The organism is Shigella sp. FJ200513 (assembly GCF_040495915.1).
Taxonomy (GTDB): domain Bacteria; phylum Pseudomonadota; class Gammaproteobacteria; order Enterobacterales; family Enterobacteriaceae; genus ECMA0423.
The window spans coordinates 1-24,179 of the sequence record NZ_JBDYCV010000062.1; the positions used below are offsets into that span (position 1 = coordinate 1).

Genomic DNA, 24,179 nt, shown 5'->3' on the forward strand with positions numbered 1-24,179 from the left:
GGGTTACCCCCAAACGAATCGGAAAATCGATACTGGAAAAACTCTAACTCGGTGGCCAGTTTTTGTTGACCACTTCATGCATGGTTTTTTCAGGTTGGCGTTGTGAATAGATATAACGTAAATCCGTATCAGGCAAGCTATCCCAGTCGCTGGGCTTGACTACCTTTATAGCCGAAACCTTTTTACTCTTGGAGGGCTTTTCTAGTTCTGACACTACCGTTTCGCCTTCCATCAACCACTGCAAAACAAGAGGCAGTAACTTTTGTCTTGTCATCGTTGGATTCTGGCTAAACGCTTTTTTAATAGTGGGAATTAACAGGCTTGAATCGTAATCCTCTTTCAGCATCAGATATAAATGACGCTGATCTTCGGTATCTAACTCTTGAAGGGCTTTTTCTTCTGGTGTTTGTTCTTGTATCGCTGCGATATCTAGCTGAAGTTGGATTAACCGTTTATCAATCTCGGGAACGACTAGATCAGAATAACGAGCAATGCGTTCTGGGATACCCGAGCGTAATGCCTCTAGCATGGGGTGCACAGGCTTTAACTCATCTTGATACACTTGCCGCAATAAACCAGCGGTAATACGCTCATTGCCTAAAGCTAGCGCACGGAGCTGAGCGAGTACAAAAAGTTTTACTACAATGTCCATCACTCCTTGGCTTAGCTCATACCACACATCACGGACCTCATCCGATAACAGCGCATCTTTGCGTTGTAAAAGCTGTAATTGCCAAAGATTATCCGTAAAAGCGATCCACTCTTGATTGGGCTTTCCACGTTGCGTTTGTTGTATAGGATCCCAGAATATAGCTCCAAACCCTGCCCCTCTACGTGCAGACCGCAAATCAGCCTCAAAAATCTCTCGTGCTTTAGGGGTACCAATCAACATCACTGGTACGCCAATAATATTCACCATCGTCACAAAAAAGTTCAGCATCTCTTGAGATCCACCCGAACGAGAGCGGCTTAAATGCTGAATTTCATCAATAACCAACAACCCTAAAGCATGTGCATTGGCTATTTGCGACATCAAAGCCAACATGGTTTCTATACCATGACGTTTTAAGCCATAACGACGCTCATAGTTCGAGCCCAAGGCTCGATCCAACGCTCTGAAAAAATTCAAGCAGATTTCTTTTAGCGAACCATTATGCGAGCAGTCTATTTTCAAATACACCACCTGCTCTACATTGAGTTCACGATGGTAAATCACCTGAGGATACGTGGCTAGAATACGATGAAGAGAGGTCGTCTTCCCACTACCAGAACAACCAATTAACAATAAGCTTTGTGCCGTAGATCGTGCCTCCTCAAAGCGAAATGTCTCCAACTCTCCCGTTTGAACACGCTCATAACCATTTTGTAAATGCTTTTGTAAATCTCCTGTTTTAGGATTTCTGCCTACGTAGCCACCTCGAATCATGACCGAAATACGCTCACTTAGTAGCAAATGCGTACCTAATGGCTGAAAATAGTCATCTGGAATACGACAAATGGTATGAGCTCTGATAACACGGGACTTTTGCAAGTCAGAGGAAGTAAGCTGTAAAGAGGATTTCAGTGATGCAGCACTATTCACTGACTCTTGTAATGGTGGTAAGGCCTCGATAAAAGGATTATCACGATAAGCCTCTACCCCCGTATCACGATAAACTGCTTGAATCCGGGTAGCACTCATGACTCATCCTTTTCTGGTGGATCCTGAAATAATTCAGGCACGTATGTGGGTAGGCTGTAATCTTCTTGATCATCCGCTTCCACTGCGTTGAAAGGAATAACTTTAGCCTCATCACCTGAAGAGCTTGGCTTCAAATGCTCCGCACGTTTTTTACGCTCCGAGGTCACGGCTTCTTTTTTATTAGTTTTAATCTGCTTAATGCGTGTTGATTTGGGCTCAGTAGTACTGGGCGTTAACTTATTCGCTTTCTGAATGGTTTGCTGAATAAACGCCTCAAGCTCCCTGCGTTTAGTTAACTCATCCTGCTTCGCATTGGCTTTATTGTGTTTTTCTTGTGCTTGTATATCCCAAACCTCCCAAAATGAGAGACCTTTAAACTGCCGACTACGTTCCGTCAGATTACAGCGCCAAAATACACGGCTGCCAACTTGCGGAAACAAATAAATCGTATCAACCAGCACTGGGTCATAAGCCGCTTCTAAATGTTGAGGTCTAGCTATATCAGTGCTCCGCTGCAACCAACCCTCACGCAGAATCTCTGACCCCGAGTAATACAAACCCCACAAATTAACGCCAAATGAAGAAATAGAGACCTTTCGGCGAGGCAGTAACGCTACTCGCAACTGCTCTTGCTCCACAGCCCTTAAACTACCTGTACGATGCTGCATACCCCATTGCCATAGCTGGACAGGAATAGACGGTAAATCTGTAGGAAAATCAGCATCTCGATCGTATTTATCCATCACCAGATGGTTATTTCTGAATAAGATCGTACGCAAAATAATTTGTGTGAACTCAAATACCGACAGAGATGCATCTAACCTATAGTCTGTTTCACCATGGCTTTTGATCCGACTGCCCTCTACAATGCCAGGTGCAAAGGACTTAAACTCGGCTTGTAGTGTTCTAAAAGTGCTTTCCACTATGCCTTTAGCATCGCCACGTCTAGGTGGAGCACTTTCCACTCGCACATTAAAACTAGAAACTAAGGCTTCGACCTGATGACTCATTAATTCGCCACGGTCCGCTAGCAACACATCTGGCAAACCTACACACGGCCAGTCTGAGCTACTAATCTCAATATCATGCTGGGCACAAATGGCCGTTTTGTCAGAGCAAGCATTTACAAAAGCCTGCATCGCCACCACATAAGACGGATTTTCAAAGCCGATATAAAAGCCCGTGATCATCCGACTAAACACATCAATCACAATGTAAAGCGTTGGTCTTCCTATGATTTTTTGGCGATCATGATGATCCACTAAATAAATATCAGCAATCGTGGCATCAATCTCATAACGACTCCCAGGGCCTAACGCCTGAGAAGTGGCTGTACTACTTAAGGGTCGTACGTCTTTTTTATATACCCCTGCTTTAACTCTAGACTTTAAGCGCTGAGCTTTAGGGTATTCTCGATCATAAAAATAACGAAACTGACGTAGTGTTGGGTAATCCTCTTGGGGAATGCGAGGAAAATACTGAGCAAACAAGTCCACAAATCGTCTATAGGCAACGGTGGTCTTTGTACCTTTTTGATTTAACAGGTGCTTTTCTATGGTCAACCTAAAAAGGCGTTCAATCTCGGGCGTTACCTTGGTTCCTTCACCCTTACCATATTCTCTGGCTCGGCCAATCTTTGCTGTTCCTGTCGCTGAACGTCTTTCCCCTGGTGCACCGCTGTTTTTGTAGTCAGGAATTAATGCATTAGGCGTTTGACCACGCTGCCAGTAACGGCGTAACAACTTATAAACTGTAGCCTTAGTAACCTTATGTTCTTGGACCACATGCTCAACGAGTTCGCTTCTGACTTTAGGGTCGAAACGATCCTTACTATTAATAATAGGAAGAATTTTTCGATAATCCTCCTCGCGCTTCTGGAAGCTGACAGAATCTACAGACGGCTCTTCTAAATCAAGATGTACATAAGGGTCATCAGTTCTAACTAAGCGGCCTTCATCTAAATACTGCATTAGCAACAACTCAGCCCTAGCTTGTGGAACTCCTTTATCAGCGCTTATTTGCATCCAGACAACTTGGCCATCCTCTATAGCCAAAATGCGATACGGATCATTATCAAATAGCACAACCTCATTAATTTGCCACATAGCGCAACTCCTCCATATTCACTACTTGGCTAATACAGAGATCTGCACACTTATTTGCCCTGAAAGACTTATAAATATTGAACTTAATAAAACCATTTGCGGTTAAGGCTCGTATCTCACTCAATGTTTTGCCTAACTCCAAATCATAAGCAATATCAACCTGCTTACAGACATTGATAATGTTTTCATCTCCTTTTTCTTGCAGGATATGGGCCAATGGGGATAGTTGTGCTAAAAGCTCCGCAGAAACTTCTTCTGTTTTCACTGAATAAAGCCATTCAATATTTTCTTTTACTACGGGATTTATTTCTTTATCAGTAAAAATGAACCAAGGAATTTGCTTTTGCTGCCAATAGCGACGCTCTAGTTCTAGTTTTTCTAAGGTACGCTCGTCTTGTAAGGCTGCTGCAGGTTTGACTTGAATAGCAAACTGCTCAAAAGGACCATCTTTGCAGTCCACTAAAAAATCAGTAGACATAACCTGATCTACACCACGAATAACAGGATGCTTAATACCACTATCTATTGCAATCTGCCTGGTATCACTAGGTAATAAGGGGAACTGCTCGCGTATATCTAGCACGCTGCTCTCCCACTCAAGACTGAGAAAAACAGCAAGCTCTAAGTCAGATAGCAAATGATGGACTCGTCCCGTCTTATGAGAATAAATACGGTGGGAACGACCTGAAGAAGGAACTTCTTGTACTGTTAGCCATGGAATATAGTCTTTACCATGCCCTTGGCCACGCCCCTCTTTAATACGACGGGCAATTTGCACTTCAGAAAATGAAGAGTTTGCTTTAGCCATAACAAAAGTCCAGTATGCTTTTTCACAGCATAACTGGACTGATTTCAGTTTACAACTATTCTGTCTAGTTTAAGACTTTATTGTCATAGTTTAGATCTATTTTGTTCAGTTTAAGACTTTATTGTCCGCCCACAGCAGCCCTTTTTTATCTATGATAGTGATTACTCAACCGTAACCGATTTTGCCAGGTTACGCGGCTGGTCAACGTCGGTGCCTTTGATCAGCGCGACATGGTAAGCCAGCAGCTGCAGCGGAACGGTGTAGAAGATCGGTGCAATCACCTCTTCCACATGCGGCATCTCGATGATGTGCATGTTATCGCTACTTACAAAACCCGCATCCTGATCGGCGAAGACATACAATTGACCGCCACGCGCGCGAACTTCTTCAATGTTGGATTTCAGTTTTTCCAACAGTTCGTTGTTCGGTGCAACGACGATAACCGGCATATCCGCGTCAATCAGCGCCAGCGGGCCGTGTTTCAGCTCGCCTGCAGCGTAGGCTTCAGCGTGAATGTAAGAGATCTCTTTCAGCTTCAATGCGCCTTCCAGCGCGATTGGGTACTGATCGCCACGGCCCAGGAACAGCGCGTGATGTTTGTCAGAGAAATCTTCTGCCAGAGCTTCAATGCGTTTATCCTGAGACAGCATCTGCTCAATACGGCTCGGCAGCGCCTGCAGACCATGCACAATGTCATGTTCAATGGAGGCATCCAGACCTTTCAGGCGAGACAGCTTCGCCACCAGCATCAACAGCACAGTTAACTGAGTGGTGAATGCTTTAGTGGACGCCACGCCGATTTCCGTACCCGCGTTGGTCATCAGCGCCAGATCGGATTCGCGCACCAGAGAAGAACCCGGAACGTTACAGATTGCCAGCGAACCAAGGTAACCCAGCTCTTTCGACAGACGCAGGCCCGCCAGGGTATCCGCGGTTTCGCCAGACTGTGACAAGGTGATCATCAGGCTGTTACGACGCACGGCAGATTTACGATAGCGGAATTCAGAGGCGATTTCGACGTCGCACGGAATACCTGCCAGCGATTCAAACCAGTAGCGGGAAACCATACCGGAGTTATAAGAAGTACCACAGGCGAGGATCTGAATATGCTCAACCTTCGACAGCAGTTCGTCGGCGTTCGGTCCCAGCTCGCTTAAATCAACCTGACCGTGGCTGATGCGCCCGGTAAGGGTGTTTTTTATCGCGTTCGGCTGTTCGTAGATCTCTTTCTGCATGTAGTGACGGTAAATACCTTTATCGCCCGCGTCATATTGCAGATTGGATTCGATATCCTGACGTTTTACTTCCGCGCCAGTTTTATCGAAGATGTTTACCGAACGGCGAGTGATTTCCGCAATATCGCCCTCTTCAAGGAAGATAAAGCGACGGGTCACCGGCAACAGCGCCAGCTGGTCAGAAGCGATAAAGTTTTCGCCCATACCCAGGCCAATCACCAGCGGACTACCAGAACGTGCCGCTAGCAGGGTATCCGGGTGACGGGAGTCCATGATCACTGTACCGTACGCACCGCGCAGCTGCGGGATAGCACGCAGAACAGCCTCACGCAGAGTCCCGCCTTGTTTCAGCTCCCAGTTCACCAGATGGGCAATCACTTCGGTGTCGGTTTCAGAAACGAAGGTATAGCCACGCGCTTTTAACTCTTCACGCAGCGGTTCATGGTTTTCGATGATGCCATTATGCACCACCACAATGTGTTCAGAAACATGCGGATGCGCGTTAGCTTCTGAAGGTTCACCGTGGGTCGCCCAGCGAGTGTGAGCAATACCGGTGCCGCCATGCAGAGGATGTTCTTCCGCTGCCTGAGCCAGCATCTGGACTTTACCGAGGCGACGCAGGCGAGTCATATGACCTTCCGCATCAACAACGGCCAGACCGGCAGAGTCATATCCGCGGTATTCCAGACGACGTAAACCTTCAAGAAGGATTTCTGCTACATCACGTTGCGCGATCGCGCCAACAATTCCACACATAGTTTTTGATTCCGATTTATATCGTTGTCGGTCAACCTGTATGCCCGTTTTTTCGGGCGCCCCGAGCCTTGTAGAGAGTGGGGTTATTTTTATAGTTACTGCTTGTGGGAGGGAGATTATGTTATCTCCTCATCCCAGATGACCGGATTACCCGGCCAGAATTACTTTTTCTTTACCGGACGACGCCAGCCTTCTTTCTGAGTCTGCGGCACACGGCTGATAGCTAATGCATTTTCGCCGACATTACGCGTCACAGTTGTACCCGCAGCAATGGTCGCGCCTTTGCCTACTGTTACCGGGGCCACCAGCTGAGTGTCGGAACCGACAAACACATCGTCGCCGATAATGGTCTTAAATTTATTCGCACCATCGTAGTTGCAGGTAATGGTTCCCGCGCCGATGTTAACGTTATCGCCAATTTCCGCATCGCCCAGGTAAGTCAGATGCCCGGCTTTCGTGCCTTTACCCAGACGCGCTTTTTTCATCTCAACGAAGTTACCAACGTGTGCACCTTCCAGCAACTCAGCACCAGGACGCAGACGGGCAAACGGGCCAATAGTACAGGCCGCTGCCAGATTCGCGTCTTCCACAACGGTATACGGACTGATTTCGCAATCATCGCCAATCACGCTGTTTTTAATCACGCAACCGGTGCCGATTTTCACGCGATGACCGAGAGTCACGTTGCCCTCGATGATAACGTTAGTATCAATTTCAACATCGCGCCCGTGAGTAAGCGTACCGCGCAGATCAAAACGCGCCGGATCGCGCAGCATAACGCCTGCTAACAGCAGTTTTTCAGCCTGTTCGGACTGGTAAACGCGCTCCAGACGGGAGAGTTGCAGGCGGTTATTCACACCTTCTACTTCGCTTAAACGTTGCGGATGAACGGCGACGATTTCACGCCCTTCCTGATACGCCAGCGCAATAATGTCGGTGATGTAGTATTCGCCCTGAGCATTATTGTTGGTCAGCTTCGCCAGCCAGCGTTTCATATCTGCGCCGTTGGCAATCAGAATGCCGGTGTTGATCTCCTGAATCTGACGCTGCTCGTCGGTGGCATCTTTGTGCTCAACAATGCCGGTAACTTTGCCATTTTCACGGGTGATACGTCCATAACCGGTCGGATCATCCAGTTTCACCGTCAGCAGACCAATGCCACCCTGGGGTTTAGCATCACGCAGGCGCTGGAGTGTTTCGACAGAGATCAGCGGCACGTCGCCGTAGAGCATTAAAATGTCTTCATCATCGGCAAAGAAAGGTGCGGCCTGCTGCATTGCATGACCCGTACCCAGCTGCTCTGCCTGAAGCACCCAGTTAAGGTTGTCGTCTTTCAGCGCCTGTTTAAGCAGATCGCCGCCGTGACCGTACACCAGGTGAACGTGCGCTGCGCCTAATTCATTCGCAGCATCAATGACATGCTGAACCATCGCTTTCCCGGCAAGGGTATGCAGCACTTTCGGAAGATCGGAATACATGCGCGTGCCTTTGCCTGCGGCAAGGATCACTACGCTCATAGCATTATTCAACATACGCGTCCTGACTGTAATTTGAGAACGAATTTAAACCGCTTCACCTTGAAAAAACTACATTTTTTTCATCGTGAAATGGACAGAGGATAAATTGTTCAATAACGGATTATCCCCGCTGACGAAAGTGCCATTTTCGACCATCGTCACGCCTTTTATCTGCAGAAAATTAAGGCAGTACCTTCATTTAAGCGTCAGGTGGATGTTTTTGCTCTTATTTCGATCAATGAATAAACGGGAAAACAGGGGTGTTTTATATCAGCAGGATCTATGTGAACGCTCTTCAGGACGGGTCAACGCGTAAAAAAAGCCAGCCTGTTTCCAGACTGGCTTTTGTGCTTTTCAAGCCGGTGTTACATCGCTTTTTTGGTCAACTCGATAACGCGCAGCTGCGCGATCGCTTTGGCCAGTTCCGCAGACGCCTGAGCGTAATCTACGTCGCCGTGAGAGCTGCTAATGTGCTCTTCAGCCTTACGTTTCGCTTCCATGGCTCGCGCTTCGTCGAGATCCTGGCCGCGAATTGCGGTGTCGGCCAGAACGGTCACGTTGCCAGGCTGCACTTCAAGAATGCCGCCAGACAGATAGATAAACTCTTCGTGACCGTGCTGTTTCACGATGCGAATCATACCAGGCTTAATGGCGGTGAGCAGCGGTGCGTGGCCAGGGTAGATCCCCAGTTCACCTTCGCTACCCGTTACCTGGATTTTCTCGACCAGACCAGAGAACATTTGTTGCTCTGCGCTGACGACGTCCAGGTGGTAAGTCATTGCCATATCACCCTCCGATTAAGGCGTTAAAGTTTTTTGGCTTTTTCCACAGCTTCTTCGATGGAACCGACCATGTAGAACGCCTGCTCCGGCAGGTGATCGTATTCGCCTTCCATGATGCCTTTAAAGCCACGGATGGTGTCTTTCAGGGAGACGTATTTACCCGGAGAACCGGTGAATACTTCTGCCACGAAGAACGGCTGGGACAGGAAGCGCTGGATCTTACGAGCACGCGCTACCACCAGTTTGTCTTCTTCAGACAGTTCATCCATACCCAGGATGGCGATGATGTCTTTCAGTTCCTGATAACGTTGCAGGATGGACTGAACGCCACGCGCGGTGTCGTAGTGTTCCTGACCAACCACCAGCGGGTCCAGCTGACGGCTGGTGGAGTCCAGCGGGTCAACGGCCGGGTAGATACCCAGAGACGCGATCTGACGGCTCAGTACCACGGTTGCGTCAAGGTGCGCAAAGGTGGTTGCCGGAGACGGGTCAGTCAAGTCATCCGCAGGTACGTATACCGCCTGTACGGAGGTGATAGAACCAGTTTTGGTGGAGGTGATACGTTCCTGCAGAACGCCCATCTCTTCCGCCAGGGTCGGCTGATAACCTACCGCTGAAGGCATACGGCCCAGCAGTGCGGATACTTCCGTACCGGCCAGGGTGTAACGATAGATGTTGTCAACGAACAGCAGAACGTCACGACCTTCGTCACGGAATTTCTCAGCCATGGTCAGACCGGTCAGAGCAACGCGCAGACGGTTTCCCGGCGGCTCGTTCATCTGGCCATACACCAGGGATACTTTGTCGATAACGTTGGAGTCGGTCATTTCGTGGTAGAAGTCGTTACCCTCACGAGTACGTTCACCTACGCCCGCAAACACAGAGTAACCGGAGTGCTCGATCGCGATGTTACGAATGAGCTCCATCATGTTTACGGTTTTACCTACACCCGCACCACCGAACAGACCAACTTTACCGCCCTTAGCGAACGGACACATCAGGTCGATAACTTTGATACCGGTTTCCAGCAGTTCCTGAGAGTTTGACAGCTCTTCGTAGGAAGGTGCTGCGCGGTGAATCGCCCAACGCTCTTCTTCACCGATCTCGCCTTTCATGTCGACCGGTTCACCCAGTACGTTCATGATACGGCCCAGAGTCGCTTTACCTACCGGGACTTCGATCGGGTGTTCGAGGTCTTTTACATCCAGACCGCGACGCAGACCGTCGGAGGAACCCATTGCGATGGTACGCACGATACCGCCGCCGAGCTGCTGCTGAACTTCCAGCACCAGACGCTCATTACCATTTTGCACCTCAAGAGCATCGTACACGCGCGGTACGGCATCCTGAGGGAATTCGACGTCAACTACGGCGCCGATTACCTGGACAATCTTTCCAGTAGCCATCTTAAATCCTCTACGAAATAACCTGTTTAAACCGCGGCGGCCCCCGAGACGATCTCGGTGAGTTCCTGAGTAATGCTGGCCTGACGAGCTTTGTTGTATACCAACTGCAGCTCTTTAATCAGGCTGCCGCCATTGTCGGTCGCGGCTTTCATCGCCACCATACGGGCGGCCTGCTCGCTGGCCAGGTTTTCAACCACGCCCTGATAAACCTGAGATTCGACATAACGACGCAGCAGGGTATCCAGCAACGCCTTCGGATCGGGTTCGTACAGGTAATCCCAGGATTTATGTTTCAGATCATCATCATCTGATGCCGGTAACGGCAGCAGCTGGCTGATGGTCGGAACCTGAGACATGGTGTTAATAAATTTGTTGCTGACAATGTAAAGCTTGTCCAGACGGCCTTCGTCGTAGGCCTGCAACATCACTTTTACCGGACCGATCAGTTCGGACAGGGAAGGGTTATCCCCCATGCCGGTGACCTGGGCAACAACATTGCCGCCCACGGAGTTGAAGAACGACACGCCTTTCGAGCCGATCATTGCGAGGTCGCATTGAACGCCTTTGTCGGTCCAGGTCTTCATTTCCGCCAGCAGTTTTTTGAACAGGTTAATGTTCAAACCACCGCACAAACCACGGTCGGTCGACACCACCAGGTAGCCCACGCGTTTAACGTCGCGGTCTTCCAGGTAAGGGTGCTTATATTCCAGATTACCGTGTGCAAGGTGACCAATCACTTTGCGCATGGTTTCTGCATAAGGACGGCTGGCCGCCATGCGATCCTGCGATTTACGCATTTTGGAAGCGGCGACCATCTCCATCGCTTTAGTGATCTTTTGCGTGTTCTGGACGCTTGCGATCTTACTACGTATCTCTTTTGCGCCGGCCATGAGCTTCTCCTCAATGCCTTGCGGCCTGCCCTAAGGCAAGCCTCCAGACGTTACCAGGATTGGGTTGCTTTGAAGGAATCGAGGATGCCTTTCAGCTTGCCTTCGATTTCGTCGTTGTAGCCACCGGTCTGGTTGATCTCTTGCATCAACGGAGCGTGATCACGGTCGACGTAAGCCAGCAGAGCGGCTTCGAAGCTGCCAATTTTCGACAGTTCAACATCCGCCAGGTAACCACGTTCTGCTGCGAACAGAACCAGAGACTGCTGCGCAACGGACATCGGCGCATACTGTTTCTGTTTCAGCAGTTCGGTCACTTTCTGACCGTGGTCAAGCTGCTTACGTGTTGCATCGTCAAGGTCGGATGCAAACTGAGAGAACGCTGCCAGTTCACGATACTGTGCCAGAGCGGTACGGATACCACCGGACAGTTTTTTCATGATCTTGGTCTGTGCTGCACCACCAACACGGGATACGGAAATACCCGGGTTAACCGCAGGACGAATACCGGCGTTGAACAGGTTGGTTTCCAGGAAGATCTGACCATCGGTAATGGAGATTACGTTGGTCGGAACGAACGCAGAAACGTCACCCGCCTGAGTTTCGATAATCGGCAGTGCGGTCAGAGAACCGGTTTTCCCTTTCACTTCACCTTTGGTGAAGGCTTCAACGTATTCGGCGTTAACACGTGCAGCACGCTCCAGCAGACGAGAGTGGAGGTAGAAAACGTCGCCCGGGAATGCTTCACGTCCTGGCGGACGACGGAGCAGCAGGGAGATCTGACGGTAAGCAACAGCCTGTTTAGACAGGTCATCGTAAATGATCAGCGCATCTTCACCGCGGTCACGGAAGTATTCGCCCATTGCGCAACCGGCATACGGTGCCAGGTATTGCAGTGCAGCGGATTCAGACGCGGTTGCTACCACAACGATGGTGTTAGCCAGTGCGCCGTGCTCTTCCAGTTTACGTACCACGTTAGAAATGGTGGACGCTTTCTGGCCGATAGCGACATAGATACATTTGATACCGGAATCGCGCTGGTTGATGATGGCATCGATAGCCAGTGCGGTTTTACCTGTCTGACGGTCACCGATGATCAATTCACGCTGACCACGACCGATTGGGATCATGGAGTCAACGGCTTTATAACCGGTCTGTACCGGCTGATCTACGGACTGACGTTCGATAACGCCCGGAGCGATTGCTTCTACAGCAGAGAAGCCGTCGTGATCCAGCGGACCTTTACCGTCGATTGGTGCACCCAGAGTGTTAACCACACGGCCCAGCAGGCCACGGCCAACCGGAACTTCCAGGATACGGCCAGTACACTTAACTTTCATGCCTTCGGCAAGGTCAGCGTACGGACCCATAACAACCGCACCTACAGAGTCGCGCTCGAGGTTCAGTGCGATAGCGTAACGGTTACCCGGCAGGGAGATCATTTCACCCTGCATACAATCGGCCAGGCCGTGAATGCGGATAACACCGTCACTTACAGAAACAATAGTACCTTCGTTGTGAGCTTCACTCACAACATTGAACTGAGCAATGCGCTGCTTGATCAGTTCGCTGATTTCGGTGGAATTCAGTTGCATGCTCCAGTCCCCTTAAGACTGCAAGACGTCTGCAAGGCGCTCAAGACGACCGCGTACGCTGCCATCAATGACCATATCACCCGATCGGATGATAACGCCAGCCATTACAGACTTATCGATTTTGCAATTCAGCTTAACTTTGCGTGACAGACGTTTTTCCATCGCAGCAGAAATTTTCGCGAGCTGTTGTTCACTCAGTGCGGCAGCGGAAATGACGTCTACCTCAGCGGTAGCCTCACTCACGGCACGAAGGTGAATAAACTGCTCCAGAACATCCGGGAGCGCGTTAAGACGACCATTTTCAGCCATTACCCGAATCAGGTTCTGACCGTTTTCGTCCAGTTGCTCACCACAAACTGCGATAAACGACTCGGCGAGCGTTTCTGGCGCAAGCGCGCCAGAGAGAAGCTCTGCCATTTGTTCGTTTTTGGTTACCTCGGCGGCAAACGTCAGCATGTCCTGCCAGCGTTCTACACTTTGGTGTTCGACGGCAAAGTCAAAAGCTGCTTTGGCGTAGGGGCGAGCTACCGTAATAAATTCAGACATCAGCCCCTCCCTCCTTACAGTTCAGCGACAAGTTTATCCACGATGTCGCTGTTAGCAGCTTCATCCACGGAACGTTCGATGATCTTCTCGGCGCCAGCAACAGCCAGGATAGCAACTTGCTTACGCAGCTCTTCACGGGCACGTTTACGCTCGGCTTCAATTTCTGCCTGCGCCTGGGCCACGATTTTAGTACGTTCCTGTTCTGCCTCAGCTTTCGCTTCGTCCAGAATCTGCGAGCGGCGTTTGTTCGCCTGCTCGATGATTACCTGGGCTTCCGCTTTCGCTTTTTTCAGCTGGTCGGTCGCGCTGGCCTTTGCAAGGTCAAGGTCCTTATGTGCTCGTTCTGCGGAAGCAAGGCCGTCAGCAATTTCTTTTTGACGTTTTTCGATGGCTGCCATTAATGGCGGCCATACGTACTTCATGCAGAACAGAACGAACAGGACAAACGCGATGGCCTGGCCGAGGATTGTTGCGTTAAGATTCACAGCACAATGCCTCTATTTAGTTAACGTTCTGATATTGCTCTTTAAATAAAAGCAACGCTTACTACGCGACAGCGAACATCACGTACAGACCCAGACCTACAGCGATCATCGGGATAGCATCCACCAGACCCATAACGATAAAGAACTGAGTACGCAGCAGAGGAATCAGATCAGGTTGACGCGCTGCGCCTTCCAGGAATTTACCCCCGAGGATGCCGATACCGATCGCAGCACCGATTGCCGCCAGACCCATCATCACAGCGGCAGCCATGTACAGCAGATCCATATTCAGGTTTTCCATGACAGTCTCCAGTTTGTTTCAGTTAAAACGTAGTAGTGTTGGTAAATTAATGTTCTTCAGACGCCATCGACAGATAGACGATCGTCAGAACCATGAAGATGAAGGCTTGCAGCGTAATGATCAGGATGTGGAAAATGGCCCACGGCACATTCAGGATCCACTGTGACCACCACGGCAACAGACCAGCAATCAGAATGAAAATCAGCTCACCGGCATACATGTTACCGAACAGTCGCAAACCGAGTGAAACTGGTTTGGACAGCAGGCTTACCCCTTCAAGGATTAAGTTGACAGGAATGAACGCCCAGTGATTGAACGGCTGCAGCGTCAACTCTTTCGTGAAGCCGCCGATGCCTTTCATTTTGATGTTGTAGAACAGAATCAGGATAAATACGCCCAGTGCCATAGACAGCGTTACGTTCACGTCCGCAGACGGAACCACACGCAGTGCAGGCAGACCCAGTACATGTTCAGCAATGTACGGCAGCAAGTCGATAGGCAGTAAATCCATCAGATTCATCAGGAATACCCAGACGAAGATCGTCAGGGCCAGCGGAGCAATCAGCTTGCTTTTGCCATGGTACATGTCTTTCACGCTACCATTAACAAAGCCGATCACCAGCTCAATCGCGGTCTGAAACTTACCTGGCACACCGCTGGTCGCCTTTTTGGCTACGCTACGGAATAAAACCAGGAACAACAGACCCAGCACCACCGAGAAGAACATGGAGTCAATATTGATTGTCCAGAAGGTGGCTGGGGGGTTTTGTGGATCCACCAGCGAGAATGTACGCAGGTCCAGCTGAAGGTTATTCAGGTGGTGTCCTATGTAATCCTGCGGCGTCATATTTTCTGAAGCCATGATGCCTTTTACCCTTTGTTGTTAATTACAGCCGGTGCCAGTATCTGAACCACCAGCACCAAAACCCACGTAACGATCAGCGGCAAGAATACCGCCTTTAAAACCGCCAACGCCACCACCAGTAACACCAACATCGCCAGAACTTTGAAAGCTTCGCCAAATGCGAATGTCCAAGCCACCCGGCCTTTCGCTGGTGTATGCGCCTGGTGACGCCAGGCAAATATCATAAACAAAACGTTAGGCAGAAAGACTGCCAGGCCCCCGCTTATTGCAGAGACGCCCCAGAAGGGGTCTTTGAGGCTGAACAGCAATCCACTTGCTATCACCACCAGTAACTGAACGAGCAGAAGCTTCCGAGCAACGTTTCGACTCACGAGCGACACAGACATCACGTTTTTCACTCCTGCTCCCTTCGAGGTATGCCGCGTGTCGTATAAAACTTTCTTTAAGGCTTAGAGTCAAGCATCAAAAAGCGGTCAAATTATACGGTGCGCCCCCGTGATTTCAAACAATAAGTAGCCAAAAGGTGAATAAATGTTTAAATATTTTTCCAGTGCATACAATTGCGACTTTTCCGCTACCCCTGTTCGATCATGAAAAACTGTAAATAACGCGTAAACACTGGTGATAAAGCGTGCTTCAGATCACATATTGCGCATGTTCGCGCACAGCATATTTATTTACTTGGCAAATGATGCCTTTACAAGTTTATGATATTTCAGTCTAAAAACAGATACTGTTTTAATAAATAACATTTACACAACAAAAACCACTCATTGACATTTTTAATAATGTTTTAACAGCCAATGATGGTTCTTAGCGCCGATTTTTAGCAGACTGATATTTTCACTAATGACTTATTTTCTGCTTACCAAAAAAAGCCACGTTATCTTGTTGATGCAAAAGAGTGAACGTGGCGTTAAATGTAACCAGTTATATCAGTAGAAAACCTGGTTGTTGTTAACAGTCTAACCGGTCAATTTTTTATGATTTTTTTGATAAAAATTAAATTTTATTTGCTTTAATCACCACCAGATGACGTTCGCCATCCAGGGCTGGAACCTGAAGTTTAACCACTGATTCGACCTGATATTCTTCGGGCAACAAAGCGATTTCATCTTCCGGCATTTGCCCTTTCAGCGCGTAGAAACGGCCTTGCTCACCAGGAAGATGGTGGCACCAGCTCACCATATCGTTCAGAGAGGCAAAAGCGCGGCTAATTACGCCATCAAATGGCGGCTCTGAAGGAAACTCTTCTACCCTGCTCTGTACTGGTTCAATATTCTCCAGTTTAAGCTCATGTTGCACCTGACGAAGGAAACGCACGCGTTTACCAAGGCTATCCAACAGAGTGAAATGGGCTTCAGGACGCACGATAGAGAGTGGAATGCCTGGCAGTCCTGGTCCGGTGCCGACATCGATAAACCGTTCACCTTGCAGATACGGTGCCACCACAATGCTATCGAGAATATGGCGTACCAGCATCTCATTAGGATCGCGGACCGAAGTCAGGTTGTACGCTTTGTTCCATTTATGCAGCATATTCACGTAGGCAATAAGCTGGTTTTTCTGGTGATCAGTAAGCGAAATACCTGCGTCTTTCAGCAGTAAGGAGAGTTTGTTGAGCACGGTGATTACCTGTTCTTGATGCGTTGCCTGGTAAGCGGGTGCTTACCAGGCATTTTTAATGCGTTATGCGCTACGACGCAGCATACCCTGTTTTTTCAGCCACACCAGCAGAATGGAGATGGCCGCAGGCGTGACGCCAGAAATACGCGAAGCCTGGCCGATAGAGGCCGGTTTGTGATCGTTAAGTTTGGCGATCACTTCGTTAGAAAGACCGGATATCTGGCGGTAATCCAGTGTCGCGGGTAGCAGGGTGTTCTCGTTACGCAGCTGCTTTTCGATCTCATCTTGCTGGCGCGCGATATAACCTTCGTATTTAACCTGAATCTCAACCTGTTCCGCCGCCTGTTCGTCTGTCAACGCAGGGGCAAACGGCGTCAGCGTGGTTAATTTTTCATAAGTCATTTCCGGACGACGCAGCAGATCTTCACCACTGGCTTCACGGGAAAGCGGCGCAGTCAGGTGAGCATTCACTTCGGCTGCAGCTTCCGCCGACGGGGTTACCCAGGTCGATTTCAGACGCTGACGCTCACGCTCGATATTCTCAAGTTTCTCGTTAAAGCGCGCCCAACGTTCGTCATCCACCAGGCCCAGTTCACGACCGATTTCAGTCAAACGCAGATCCGCATTATCTTCGCGCAGCATCAGACGATATTCTGCGCGCGAAGTAAACATACGATACGGTTCTTTGGTTCCTAAAGTGCACAGGTCATCAACCAGTACGCCGAGATACGCCTGAGAACGTGCCGGAGCCCAACCTTCTTTGTCAGCAGACAGACGGGCAGCGTTAAGACCGGCCAGCAAACCTTGCGCAGCGGCTTCTTCGTAACCGGTAGTGCCGTTAATCTGACCAGCAAAGAACAGCCCCTGGATAAACTTGCTCTCCAGCGTCGGTTTCAGGTCGCGAGGATCGAAGAAGTCATACTCAATGGCATAACCCGGACGCACGATCTTCGCGTTTTCCATCCCCTGCATAGAGCGGACGATTTGCATCTGCACATCGAACGGCAGGCTGGTGGAGATACCGTTCGGATAAATTTCATTAGAGGTCAGTCCTTCCGGTTCAAGGAAGATCTGATGCTGATTTCTGTCTGCGAAGCGCATGACTTTGTCTTCGATCGACGGGCAGTAGCGTGGGCCGACACCTTCGATCACCCCTGCATACATTGGGCTACGATCGAGGTTACTGCGGATCACATCATGGGTTTTCTCGTTGGTATGAGTGATATAACACGGCACCTGCTGGGGATGCAGGGACGCATTGCCCATAAACGAGAATACCGGCATTGGGTTATCGCCATGCTGTTGCGCCAGCACGCTAAAGTCGATGGTTCGAGCATCAATACGCGGCGGAGTACCGGTTTTCAGACGACCAACGCGCAGCGGCAGTTCACGCAAACGGCGAGAGAGCGGAATGGATGGCGGATCGCCAGCACGGCCACCGCTGTAATTATCCAGACCGATATGAATTTTGCCGTCGAGGAACGTCCCAACGGTGAGCACCACAGCTTTGGCACGGAACTTCAGTCCCATTTGGGTAACAGCACCGACCACGCGATCGTTTTCGACAATAAGATCTTCAACCGCCTGCTGGAAGATCATCAGGTTCGGTTGGTTCTCCAGCGCCGTACGTACCGCCTGACGGTAGCGCACACGATCCGCCTGAGCTCGGGTAGCGCGAACCGCCGGTCCTTTGCTTGCGTTTAGTATCCTAAACTGGATACCCGCTTGATCGATCGCTTTCGCCATCAGACCGCCGAGTGCATCCACTTCTTTTACCAGATGTCCCTTCCCAATACCGCCGATCGCCGGGTTGCAGCTCATCTGCCCCAGAGTGTCGATATTGTGTGTCAAAAGCAGAGTCTGTTGACCCATACGCGCCGCAGCCATCGCGGCCTCGGTGCCTGCATGACCCCCGCCAATGATGATGACGTCAAAAGGATCCGGATAAAACATGGTGATTGCCTCGCATAACGCGGTATGAAAATGGATTGAAGCCCGGGCCGTGGATTCTACTCAACTTTGTCGGCTTGAGAAAGACCTGGGATCCTGGGTATTAAAAAGAAGATCTATTTATTTAGAGATCTGTTCTATTGTGATCTCTTATTAGGATCGCACTGCCCTGTGGATAACAAGGATCCGATTTTTAAGATCAACAACCTGGAAAGGATCATTAACTGTGAATGATCGGTGATCCTGGACCGTATAAGCTGGGATCAGAATGAGGGGTTATACACAACTCAAAAACTGAACAACGGTTGTTCTTTGGATAGCTACCGGTTGATCCAAGCTTCCTGACAGAGTTATCCACAGTAGATCGCACGATCTGTATACTTATTTGAGTAAATTAATCCACGATCCCAGCCATTCTTCTGCCGGATCTTCCGGAATGTCGTGATCAAGAATGTTGATCTTCAGTGTTTCGCCTGTCTGTTTTGCACCGGAATTTTTGAGTTCTGCCTCGAGTTTATCGATAGCCCCACAAAAGGTGTCATATTCACGACTGCCAATACCGATTGTGCCAAAGCGGACCGCAGAAAGATCGGGCTTCTGTTCCTGCAATGCTTCATAGAAAGGAGAAAGGTTGTCCGGAATATCTCCGGCACCGTGGGTGGAGCTGATAACCAGCCAGATCCCCGAGGCAGATAAATCTTCCAACAGCGGACCGTGCAGCGTTTCGGTGGTAAAACCCACCTCTTCCAGCTTTTCAGCCAGGTGTTCTGCTACATATTCGGCACCGCCGAGGGTGCTGCCGCTGATAAGAGTGATATCTGCCATAAACCGCCACCTTTATTAAGAGTGGCGTATTGTACGCTGTGAACGCGTTGGGATCTACCTGTGGAAAAGTATGGGATTAAAAAAGCCGATCAGGGCTTGATGGTACGCATGATCGGGTTTTGCAGGACGATCAATGTCTCGGTGGACTGAATTTCATCAATTGTTTGGATCTTGTTGATAAGTACATGCTGGAGAGCGTCGATCGAACGGCACATAACTTTTATAAAGATGCTGTAGTGGCCGGTTGTGTAATAGGCTTCAGTGACTTCATCAAGGCTTTCCAGCTTTGCCAGCGCGGAAGGGTAGTCTTTGGCGCTCTTTAATATAATGCCGATAAAGCAGCCTACGTCATAACCGAGCTGCTTCGGGCTGACATCAATACGCGCCCCGGTAATGATCCCCGCCTGCTTCATTTTCTCTACTCGAACGTGAATCGTCCCCGGACTGACGCCAAATTGTTTCGCCAGTTCGGCGTAAGCGGTGCGCGCATTGCCCATTAATGCTTCCAGGATGCCACGGTCCAGATTGTCGATCAGATAATTTTCCATAGGATTTTCTTATGCAGATTGATGATTCATTCTATTTTAGCCGTCTTTTTTAATGAATCAAAAGTGTGTTAGGCTTTTTATTGAATGATTATTGCATGTGTGTCGGTTTTTGTTGCTTAATCATAAGCAACAGGACGCAGGAGTATAAAAAATGAAAACCGCTTACATTGCCAAACAACGCCAAATTAGCTTCGTGAAATCTCACTTTTCTCGCCAACTGGAAGAACGTCTGGGGCTGATCGAAGTCCAGGCGCCGATTCTTAGCCGTGTGGGGGATGGCACGCAGGATAACTTGTCGGGCTGTGAAAAAGCGGTGCAGGTAAAAGTGAAAGCTCTGCCTGATGCCCAGTTCGAAGTGGTTCATTCACTGGCGAAGTGGAAACGTCAGACCTTAGGGCAACACGACTTCAGCGCGGGCGAAGGGCTGTACACGCACATGAAAGCCCTTCGCCCCGATGAAGACCGTCTTTCTCCGTTGCACTCGGTCTATGTTGACCAGTGGGACTGGGAACGCGTAATGGGCGACGGTGAGCGTCAACTCTCGACTCTGAAAAGCACGGTAGAGGCGATCTGGGCGGGAATTAAAGCAACCGAAGCTGCGGTTAACGAAGAGTTTGGCCTGGCACCGTTCCTGCCGGATCAGATTCACTTCGTACACAGCCAGGAGTTACTGTCTCGTTATCCGGATCTCGATGCCAAAGGGCGTGAGCGGGCGATTGCGAAAGATCTTGGCGCGGTATTCCTCGTCGGGATTGGCGGCAAGTTGAGTGATGGTCATCGTCACGACGTGCGCGCACCGGATTATGATGACTGGAGCACCCCGTCAGAGCTGGGCCATGCGGGCCTGAACGGCGATATTCTGGTGTGGAACCCGGTACTGGAAGATGCGTTTGAGCTTTCTTCCATGGGGATCCGCGTGGATGCCGACACGCTGAAGCATCAGCTGGCGCTGACCGGTGATGAAGATCGTCTGCAGCTGGAATGGCATCAGGCGCTGCTGCGCGGTGAAATGCCGCAGACCATCGGCGGCGGTATCGGCCAGTCTCGTTTGACTATGCTGCTGCTGCAACTGCCGCATATCGGCCAGGTTCAGTGTGGAGTATGGCCAGCTGCTGTTCGCGAGAGCGTCCCTTCTCTGCTGTAATAATTTATCGCCGCCAGCGTCTGAGCAGGCGGCTTCGCATCCCGGTATCAAAGCGCCAGATATGATCGAAAATGCGCATGATGCCGGGTTTGCCGTGTGCCGACATCGCCACGGCATGAAAGCGATGCTGATGTACCCGCTGCAGCTCTTTCACTTTACTCGTCACGTCGTCAGGCAACCGCTGAGCGATAAAATCAGAAATCACCACCGCATCGGCATCAAACCATTCCCTGCTTTGCAAGCGTTCCATAATGGCGCGAAAACAACTGGCAAGATCGGTGCCGCCACGAAACTGCTGGCTTAAAAAACGGATTGCTTGTTCGATGCCTTGTGGGCCTGAAAGCTCATAACGGACGATCTCGGTGGAAAATAGCATAATATAACAGCGCCGGTTTTCAGCGAGAGCAATGCGCATCAAAGCCAGGCAGAACGCTTTCGCACACTGTTCATTAAAGCCGCCCATTGAGCCGGAAGTATCCACACAGACAATAAACGGCCCGCGCGGCTGTTCATCGTAATCTTTATGTACCACCGGACGTTCGAACACTTTTTCACGCCACGACTCACCGTGCAGGCGATAGGTGAGCAACTGTTTTTCCACCAGCCGACGGTAAAACTCATACTCCAGTTCCGTTATCCCTAGTGTCGCCAGTTCTGGCGGCAGGAGACGTAAAATATCATCGCTTTGTTGCAGACCATCAACCTGCTCAGGAACCGTCGCCGGTTCGCGCACCATGGTGCGGAAGGTTTCCATCTGCGCATCGTTGCGCGGTATTGATTTGGCTTCCCGAGAACGCCCCAGCTGCTCTGCCAGGCGTTTCAGTTCCGGCTGTTCGTTAAGAAATTCACCGTATTTCACAATAAACTGATAGTCGCCACGTTTAAGTTGACCGGCGCTCATATCCCACAGACGACCAGCTGCGGTATTGTTATCTGCGAGAATCGGTTCAAGTTGTCCGCTCAGCGTCATGCGTTCCTGAACTTCACTTAACAGTTGTTCGCGTTCTTCTTCTAATAGCTGTTGATTTAACGTCGTTGCTTGCACGATCAGACTTAAACGCCAACGCTGGAGAAAAAGCGTGTGTAACGCTGAAGTTATTGTGCTGTTAGCATCAACCAACTGCCGGGCTTGTTCTGCCCATGGGGAATTCAGACGATGCAGTAAGTCCAGGATCTGTGGTAGCTGCACAATAAACTGCGGCGTGGAGAGGAGCTGGCTTTGCTGATAGCACATCACCTCTTCGGTGAGTTCCGGCGGGACTCGGGCATCTTTCAGCCGACTGCGCAGCGCCTCACGCCAGCGGGGAACATCATCAGTGATTGCCGCCTTCAGTCGTGGGAATTTTTCAAAGAAGACCGCCAGCTGCGGTGAGGCCAGCAGTGCGATGATCATCTCTTCGATCAATCCCTCTTCGCTGACGGCCAGCATCACATTAAGCGTATCCAGCGTTAGCATTGTTGTGCCTGACGAATCTGTGCACCGACATCCTGTAGGCTGTCTTCAATGCGACCTAACCAGTCGCCAGGGATAAACAGACATTTTTGCTGTTCGCTGAATAAAGCGTGTTGCTTACGCCAGTCGCTTTCAAGCTCTTCCAGTTGTTGTTTTATTTCACCTGGCAGACCTTCAGCCGATGAACCGGGAAGTGCCAGCGTACTGCCTTGTAAACTTACATCGCGTACAACAAGATGTTGGGTGCTATCAACTTCCAGATTCAGTTTCTGGGCAAAGCCGATACCGTTCAGTTTGCCGCGAATTTCACCACCTTTACTCAGCCACTGTTCCAGCGCGCTACGCTCAAAGGAGATATGAACCACTTCCATATCATGCAGTTTTAACGGTTTTTGCAGCAGCAGAGTCAGAGTGGAAGCAGTAACGTTAACAGGAAGTTGATACTGCTGACGACGGCTGAAAATGCCGCCCAGACGAATTAACGTTAAGGCTGTTTTATCGCTTTGTTGCTGCTGGAGTTGCAGGTGACGTTGCACAATCGCGCCCAGGCGGGTCAACATCCCTTGCTGTTGCCAGGCATGACCGGTCATCAATACATCAATTTGTTGTTGTATCAAATTCAGGCTTTGCGCGTCATACCACAGGCAATCTTTCAGCAAAATGAGATCAACCGGGGCAACAGCACTGCGACCGCTAAAAAAGGCGCTGGCCTGCAATAAGCGGATCGCTTTTTTCCAGCGACGATCCGAGACATAAGGCGCATCCGGTAATTTATCCAGTTGCTGGCGCAGAATAAAAATCAGCTCAAATACATGATCGGGCAGCGTAATTTCACCAATCTCTTTCTGCCAGCGTTCATATTCTTCATCTGTGACCTGCAAGGCATCAGGAACCGGATTGTCGTTTTCATCCTGTTGACTGGTCAGCATGGAGCGGAAATTCGCTTTATCTTGCACTTTATCTAACCATAGACGAATCAGCATGCGGTCATATAACGCTTCCAGACTGCTGTCTGCTTCCGGCAGCTCGTTGGAGGCCGCCACCAGTAGACGCATCGGGATTTTTTCTACGTGTGCACCGTTGCGGAACTGGCGCTCGTTAATGGCGGTGAGCAAGGTATTAAGAATTGCCGGGCCCGCTTTCCAGATCTCATCCAGAAAGACGATTTCTGCTTCCGGCAGGTAACCGCTGGTTAAACGTTCATAGCGCCCTTCATCTTTTAGCGCCTGAATAGAAAGGGGACCAAAAACTTCTTCCGGCGTGGAGAAGCGGGTCATCAGATATTCAAACGCGCGGGCATTCTGAAAGGCGAATTTTAAGCGCCGGGCGATCAAACTTTTGGCAATACCTGGCGGGCCAAGGAGGAACACACTTTCACCACTTAATGCCGCTAATAAACACAAGCGGATGGCGTGGCTACGTTCATAAAGCCCCTTTTCCAACGAACTGCTCAGGCGGGAAATTCTTTCCGCTAATAAATGAGGGTGAGCCATAATGAAGTGGCGTCCTTTCGTCAAAAGTTCTGCGTAAATTGCGAGTATAGACGTTTCTTGCTGGTGACTAAAATAGTCTCAAAGGGGGGTAATACCGATCAGTTAAGGATCAGTTGACCGATCCAGTGGCTGTGTAAGAATCCGGAAACGCTCACTTGTTTCCGGATTTTT

21 protein-coding genes are annotated in these 24,179 nt (G+C 49.8%); 1 reads left to right on the forward strand and 20 read right to left on the reverse strand.

Annotated features, from left to right (window positions below):
* Positions 1 to 43: 43 nt before the first annotated feature.
* The 18 genes from ABZJ92_RS13810 to asnC form a co-directional block, all read right to left on the reverse strand.
* Positions 44 to 1,681 carry an AAA family ATPase gene (locus ABZJ92_RS13810; RefSeq protein ID WP_353765442.1) on the reverse strand — a complete coding sequence of 546 codons (1,638 nt, stop codon included), beginning with the start codon at positions 1,679 to 1,681 and terminating at the stop codon, positions 44 to 46.
* The gene (locus ABZJ92_RS13815; protein ID WP_000267723.1) at positions 1,678 to 3,786 is read right to left on the reverse strand and encodes a DDE-type integrase/transposase/recombinase; all 2,109 of its coding nucleotides are present in this window, start codon (positions 3,784 to 3,786) and stop codon (positions 1,678 to 1,680) included. The genes ABZJ92_RS13810 and ABZJ92_RS13815 overlap by 4 nt, the downstream gene beginning before the upstream one ends.
* Positions 3,773 to 4,594 carry a TnsA endonuclease N-terminal domain-containing protein gene (locus tag ABZJ92_RS13820; RefSeq protein ID WP_001029679.1) on the reverse strand — a complete coding sequence of 274 codons (822 nt, stop codon included), beginning with the start codon at positions 4,592 to 4,594 and terminating at the stop codon, positions 3,773 to 3,775. The genes ABZJ92_RS13815 and ABZJ92_RS13820 overlap by 14 nt, the downstream gene beginning before the upstream one ends.
* Before the next feature lie 161 nt (positions 4,595 to 4,755).
* Positions 4,756 to 6,585, reverse strand: a complete 1,830-nt coding sequence (gene glmS / locus ABZJ92_RS13825) for a glutamine--fructose-6-phosphate transaminase (isomerizing) (RefSeq protein ID WP_000334086.1) — start codon at positions 6,583 to 6,585, stop codon at positions 4,756 to 4,758.
* A gap of 161 nt (positions 6,586 to 6,746) precedes the next feature.
* Positions 6,747 to 8,117, reverse strand: a complete 1,371-nt coding sequence (glmU, locus tag ABZJ92_RS13830) for a bifunctional UDP-N-acetylglucosamine diphosphorylase/glucosamine-1-phosphate N-acetyltransferase GlmU (protein ID WP_000933743.1) — start codon at positions 8,115 to 8,117, stop codon at positions 6,747 to 6,749.
* A gap of 350 nt (positions 8,118 to 8,467) precedes the next feature.
* Positions 8,468 to 8,887, reverse strand: coding sequence for a F0F1 ATP synthase subunit epsilon (locus ABZJ92_RS13835; protein ID WP_001251965.1), 420 nt, complete (start codon positions 8,885 to 8,887; stop codon positions 8,468 to 8,470).
* Positions 8,888 to 8,907: 20 nt separating this feature from the next.
* Entirely contained in the window at positions 8,908 to 10,290 is a 1,383-nt protein-coding gene (gene atpD / locus ABZJ92_RS13840) for a F0F1 ATP synthase subunit beta (protein WP_000190506.1), read from the reverse strand.
* 26 nt (positions 10,291 to 10,316) lie between these two features.
* On the reverse strand, positions 10,317 to 11,180 hold the full coding sequence (gene atpG, locus ABZJ92_RS13845) for a F0F1 ATP synthase subunit gamma (RefSeq protein ID WP_000896498.1): 864 nt from the start codon (positions 11,178 to 11,180) through the stop codon (positions 10,317 to 10,319).
* Positions 11,181 to 11,230: 50 nt separating this feature from the next.
* Positions 11,231 to 12,772: a F0F1 ATP synthase subunit alpha gene (gene atpA, locus ABZJ92_RS13850; protein ID WP_001176745.1), complete on the reverse strand. Its 1,542-nt coding sequence runs from the start codon at positions 12,770 to 12,772 to the stop codon at positions 11,231 to 11,233.
* A gap of 12 nt (positions 12,773 to 12,784) precedes the next feature.
* Positions 12,785 to 13,318, reverse strand: coding sequence for a F0F1 ATP synthase subunit delta (atpH, locus tag ABZJ92_RS13855; RefSeq protein ID WP_001288593.1), 534 nt, complete (start codon positions 13,316 to 13,318; stop codon positions 12,785 to 12,787).
* Positions 13,319 to 13,332: 14 nt separating this feature from the next.
* Positions 13,333 to 13,803: a F0F1 ATP synthase subunit B gene (gene atpF / locus ABZJ92_RS13860; protein WP_001052219.1), complete on the reverse strand. Its 471-nt coding sequence runs from the start codon at positions 13,801 to 13,803 to the stop codon at positions 13,333 to 13,335.
* A 61-nt stretch (positions 13,804 to 13,864) separates the two neighbouring features.
* On the reverse strand, positions 13,865 to 14,104 hold the full coding sequence (gene atpE / locus ABZJ92_RS13865; protein ID WP_000429386.1) for a F0F1 ATP synthase subunit C: 240 nt from the start codon (positions 14,102 to 14,104) through the stop codon (positions 13,865 to 13,867).
* Positions 14,105 to 14,150: 46 nt separating this feature from the next.
* Positions 14,151 to 14,966 (reverse strand): F0F1 ATP synthase subunit A, encoded by an 816-nt coding sequence (gene atpB, locus ABZJ92_RS13870; RefSeq protein WP_000135623.1) that lies wholly within the window; start codon positions 14,964 to 14,966, stop codon positions 14,151 to 14,153.
* A gap of 8 nt (positions 14,967 to 14,974) precedes the next feature.
* Positions 14,975 to 15,355 (reverse strand): F0F1 ATP synthase subunit I, encoded by a 381-nt coding sequence (atpI, locus tag ABZJ92_RS13875; protein WP_000116695.1) that lies wholly within the window; start codon positions 15,353 to 15,355, stop codon positions 14,975 to 14,977.
* 616 nt (positions 15,356 to 15,971) lie between these two features.
* Complete coding sequence (gene rsmG, locus ABZJ92_RS13880) at positions 15,972 to 16,595, reverse strand: 16S rRNA (guanine(527)-N(7))-methyltransferase RsmG (RefSeq protein WP_000932839.1); 624 nt, start codon at positions 16,593 to 16,595, stop codon at positions 15,972 to 15,974.
* A gap of 63 nt (positions 16,596 to 16,658) precedes the next feature.
* Positions 16,659 to 18,548, reverse strand: a complete 1,890-nt coding sequence (gene mnmG / locus ABZJ92_RS13885) for a tRNA uridine-5-carboxymethylaminomethyl(34) synthesis enzyme MnmG (protein WP_000499813.1) — start codon at positions 18,546 to 18,548, stop codon at positions 16,659 to 16,661.
* Positions 18,549 to 18,926: 378 nt separating this feature from the next.
* Positions 18,927 to 19,370, reverse strand: a complete 444-nt coding sequence (gene mioC, locus ABZJ92_RS13890) for an FMN-binding protein MioC (protein ID WP_000763760.1) — start codon at positions 19,368 to 19,370, stop codon at positions 18,927 to 18,929.
* 89 nt (positions 19,371 to 19,459) lie between these two features.
* Positions 19,460 to 19,918 carry a transcriptional regulator AsnC gene (gene asnC / locus ABZJ92_RS13895; protein WP_000432970.1) on the reverse strand — a complete coding sequence of 153 codons (459 nt, stop codon included), beginning with the start codon at positions 19,916 to 19,918 and terminating at the stop codon, positions 19,460 to 19,462.
* 151 nt (positions 19,919 to 20,069) lie between these two features.
* Between asnC and asnA the strand changes: the two genes are divergently transcribed.
* Positions 20,070 to 21,062, forward strand: a complete 993-nt coding sequence (gene asnA / locus ABZJ92_RS13900) for an aspartate--ammonia ligase (RefSeq protein WP_000845131.1) — start codon at positions 20,070 to 20,072, stop codon at positions 21,060 to 21,062.
* A 4-nt stretch (positions 21,063 to 21,066) separates the two neighbouring features.
* On the opposite strand, the gene viaA is transcribed toward asnA, so the two are convergent.
* Both viaA and ravA read right to left on the reverse strand, forming a co-directional pair.
* Positions 21,067 to 22,518: an ATPase RavA stimulator ViaA gene (gene viaA, locus ABZJ92_RS13905; RefSeq protein WP_000956622.1), complete on the reverse strand. Its 1,452-nt coding sequence runs from the start codon at positions 22,516 to 22,518 to the stop codon at positions 21,067 to 21,069.
* Positions 22,512 to 24,008: an ATPase RavA gene (gene ravA / locus ABZJ92_RS13910; protein ID WP_005051985.1), complete on the reverse strand. Its 1,497-nt coding sequence runs from the start codon at positions 24,006 to 24,008 to the stop codon at positions 22,512 to 22,514. The genes viaA and ravA overlap by 7 nt, the downstream gene beginning before the upstream one ends.
* Between the last annotated feature and the right edge of the window lie 171 nt (positions 24,009 to 24,179).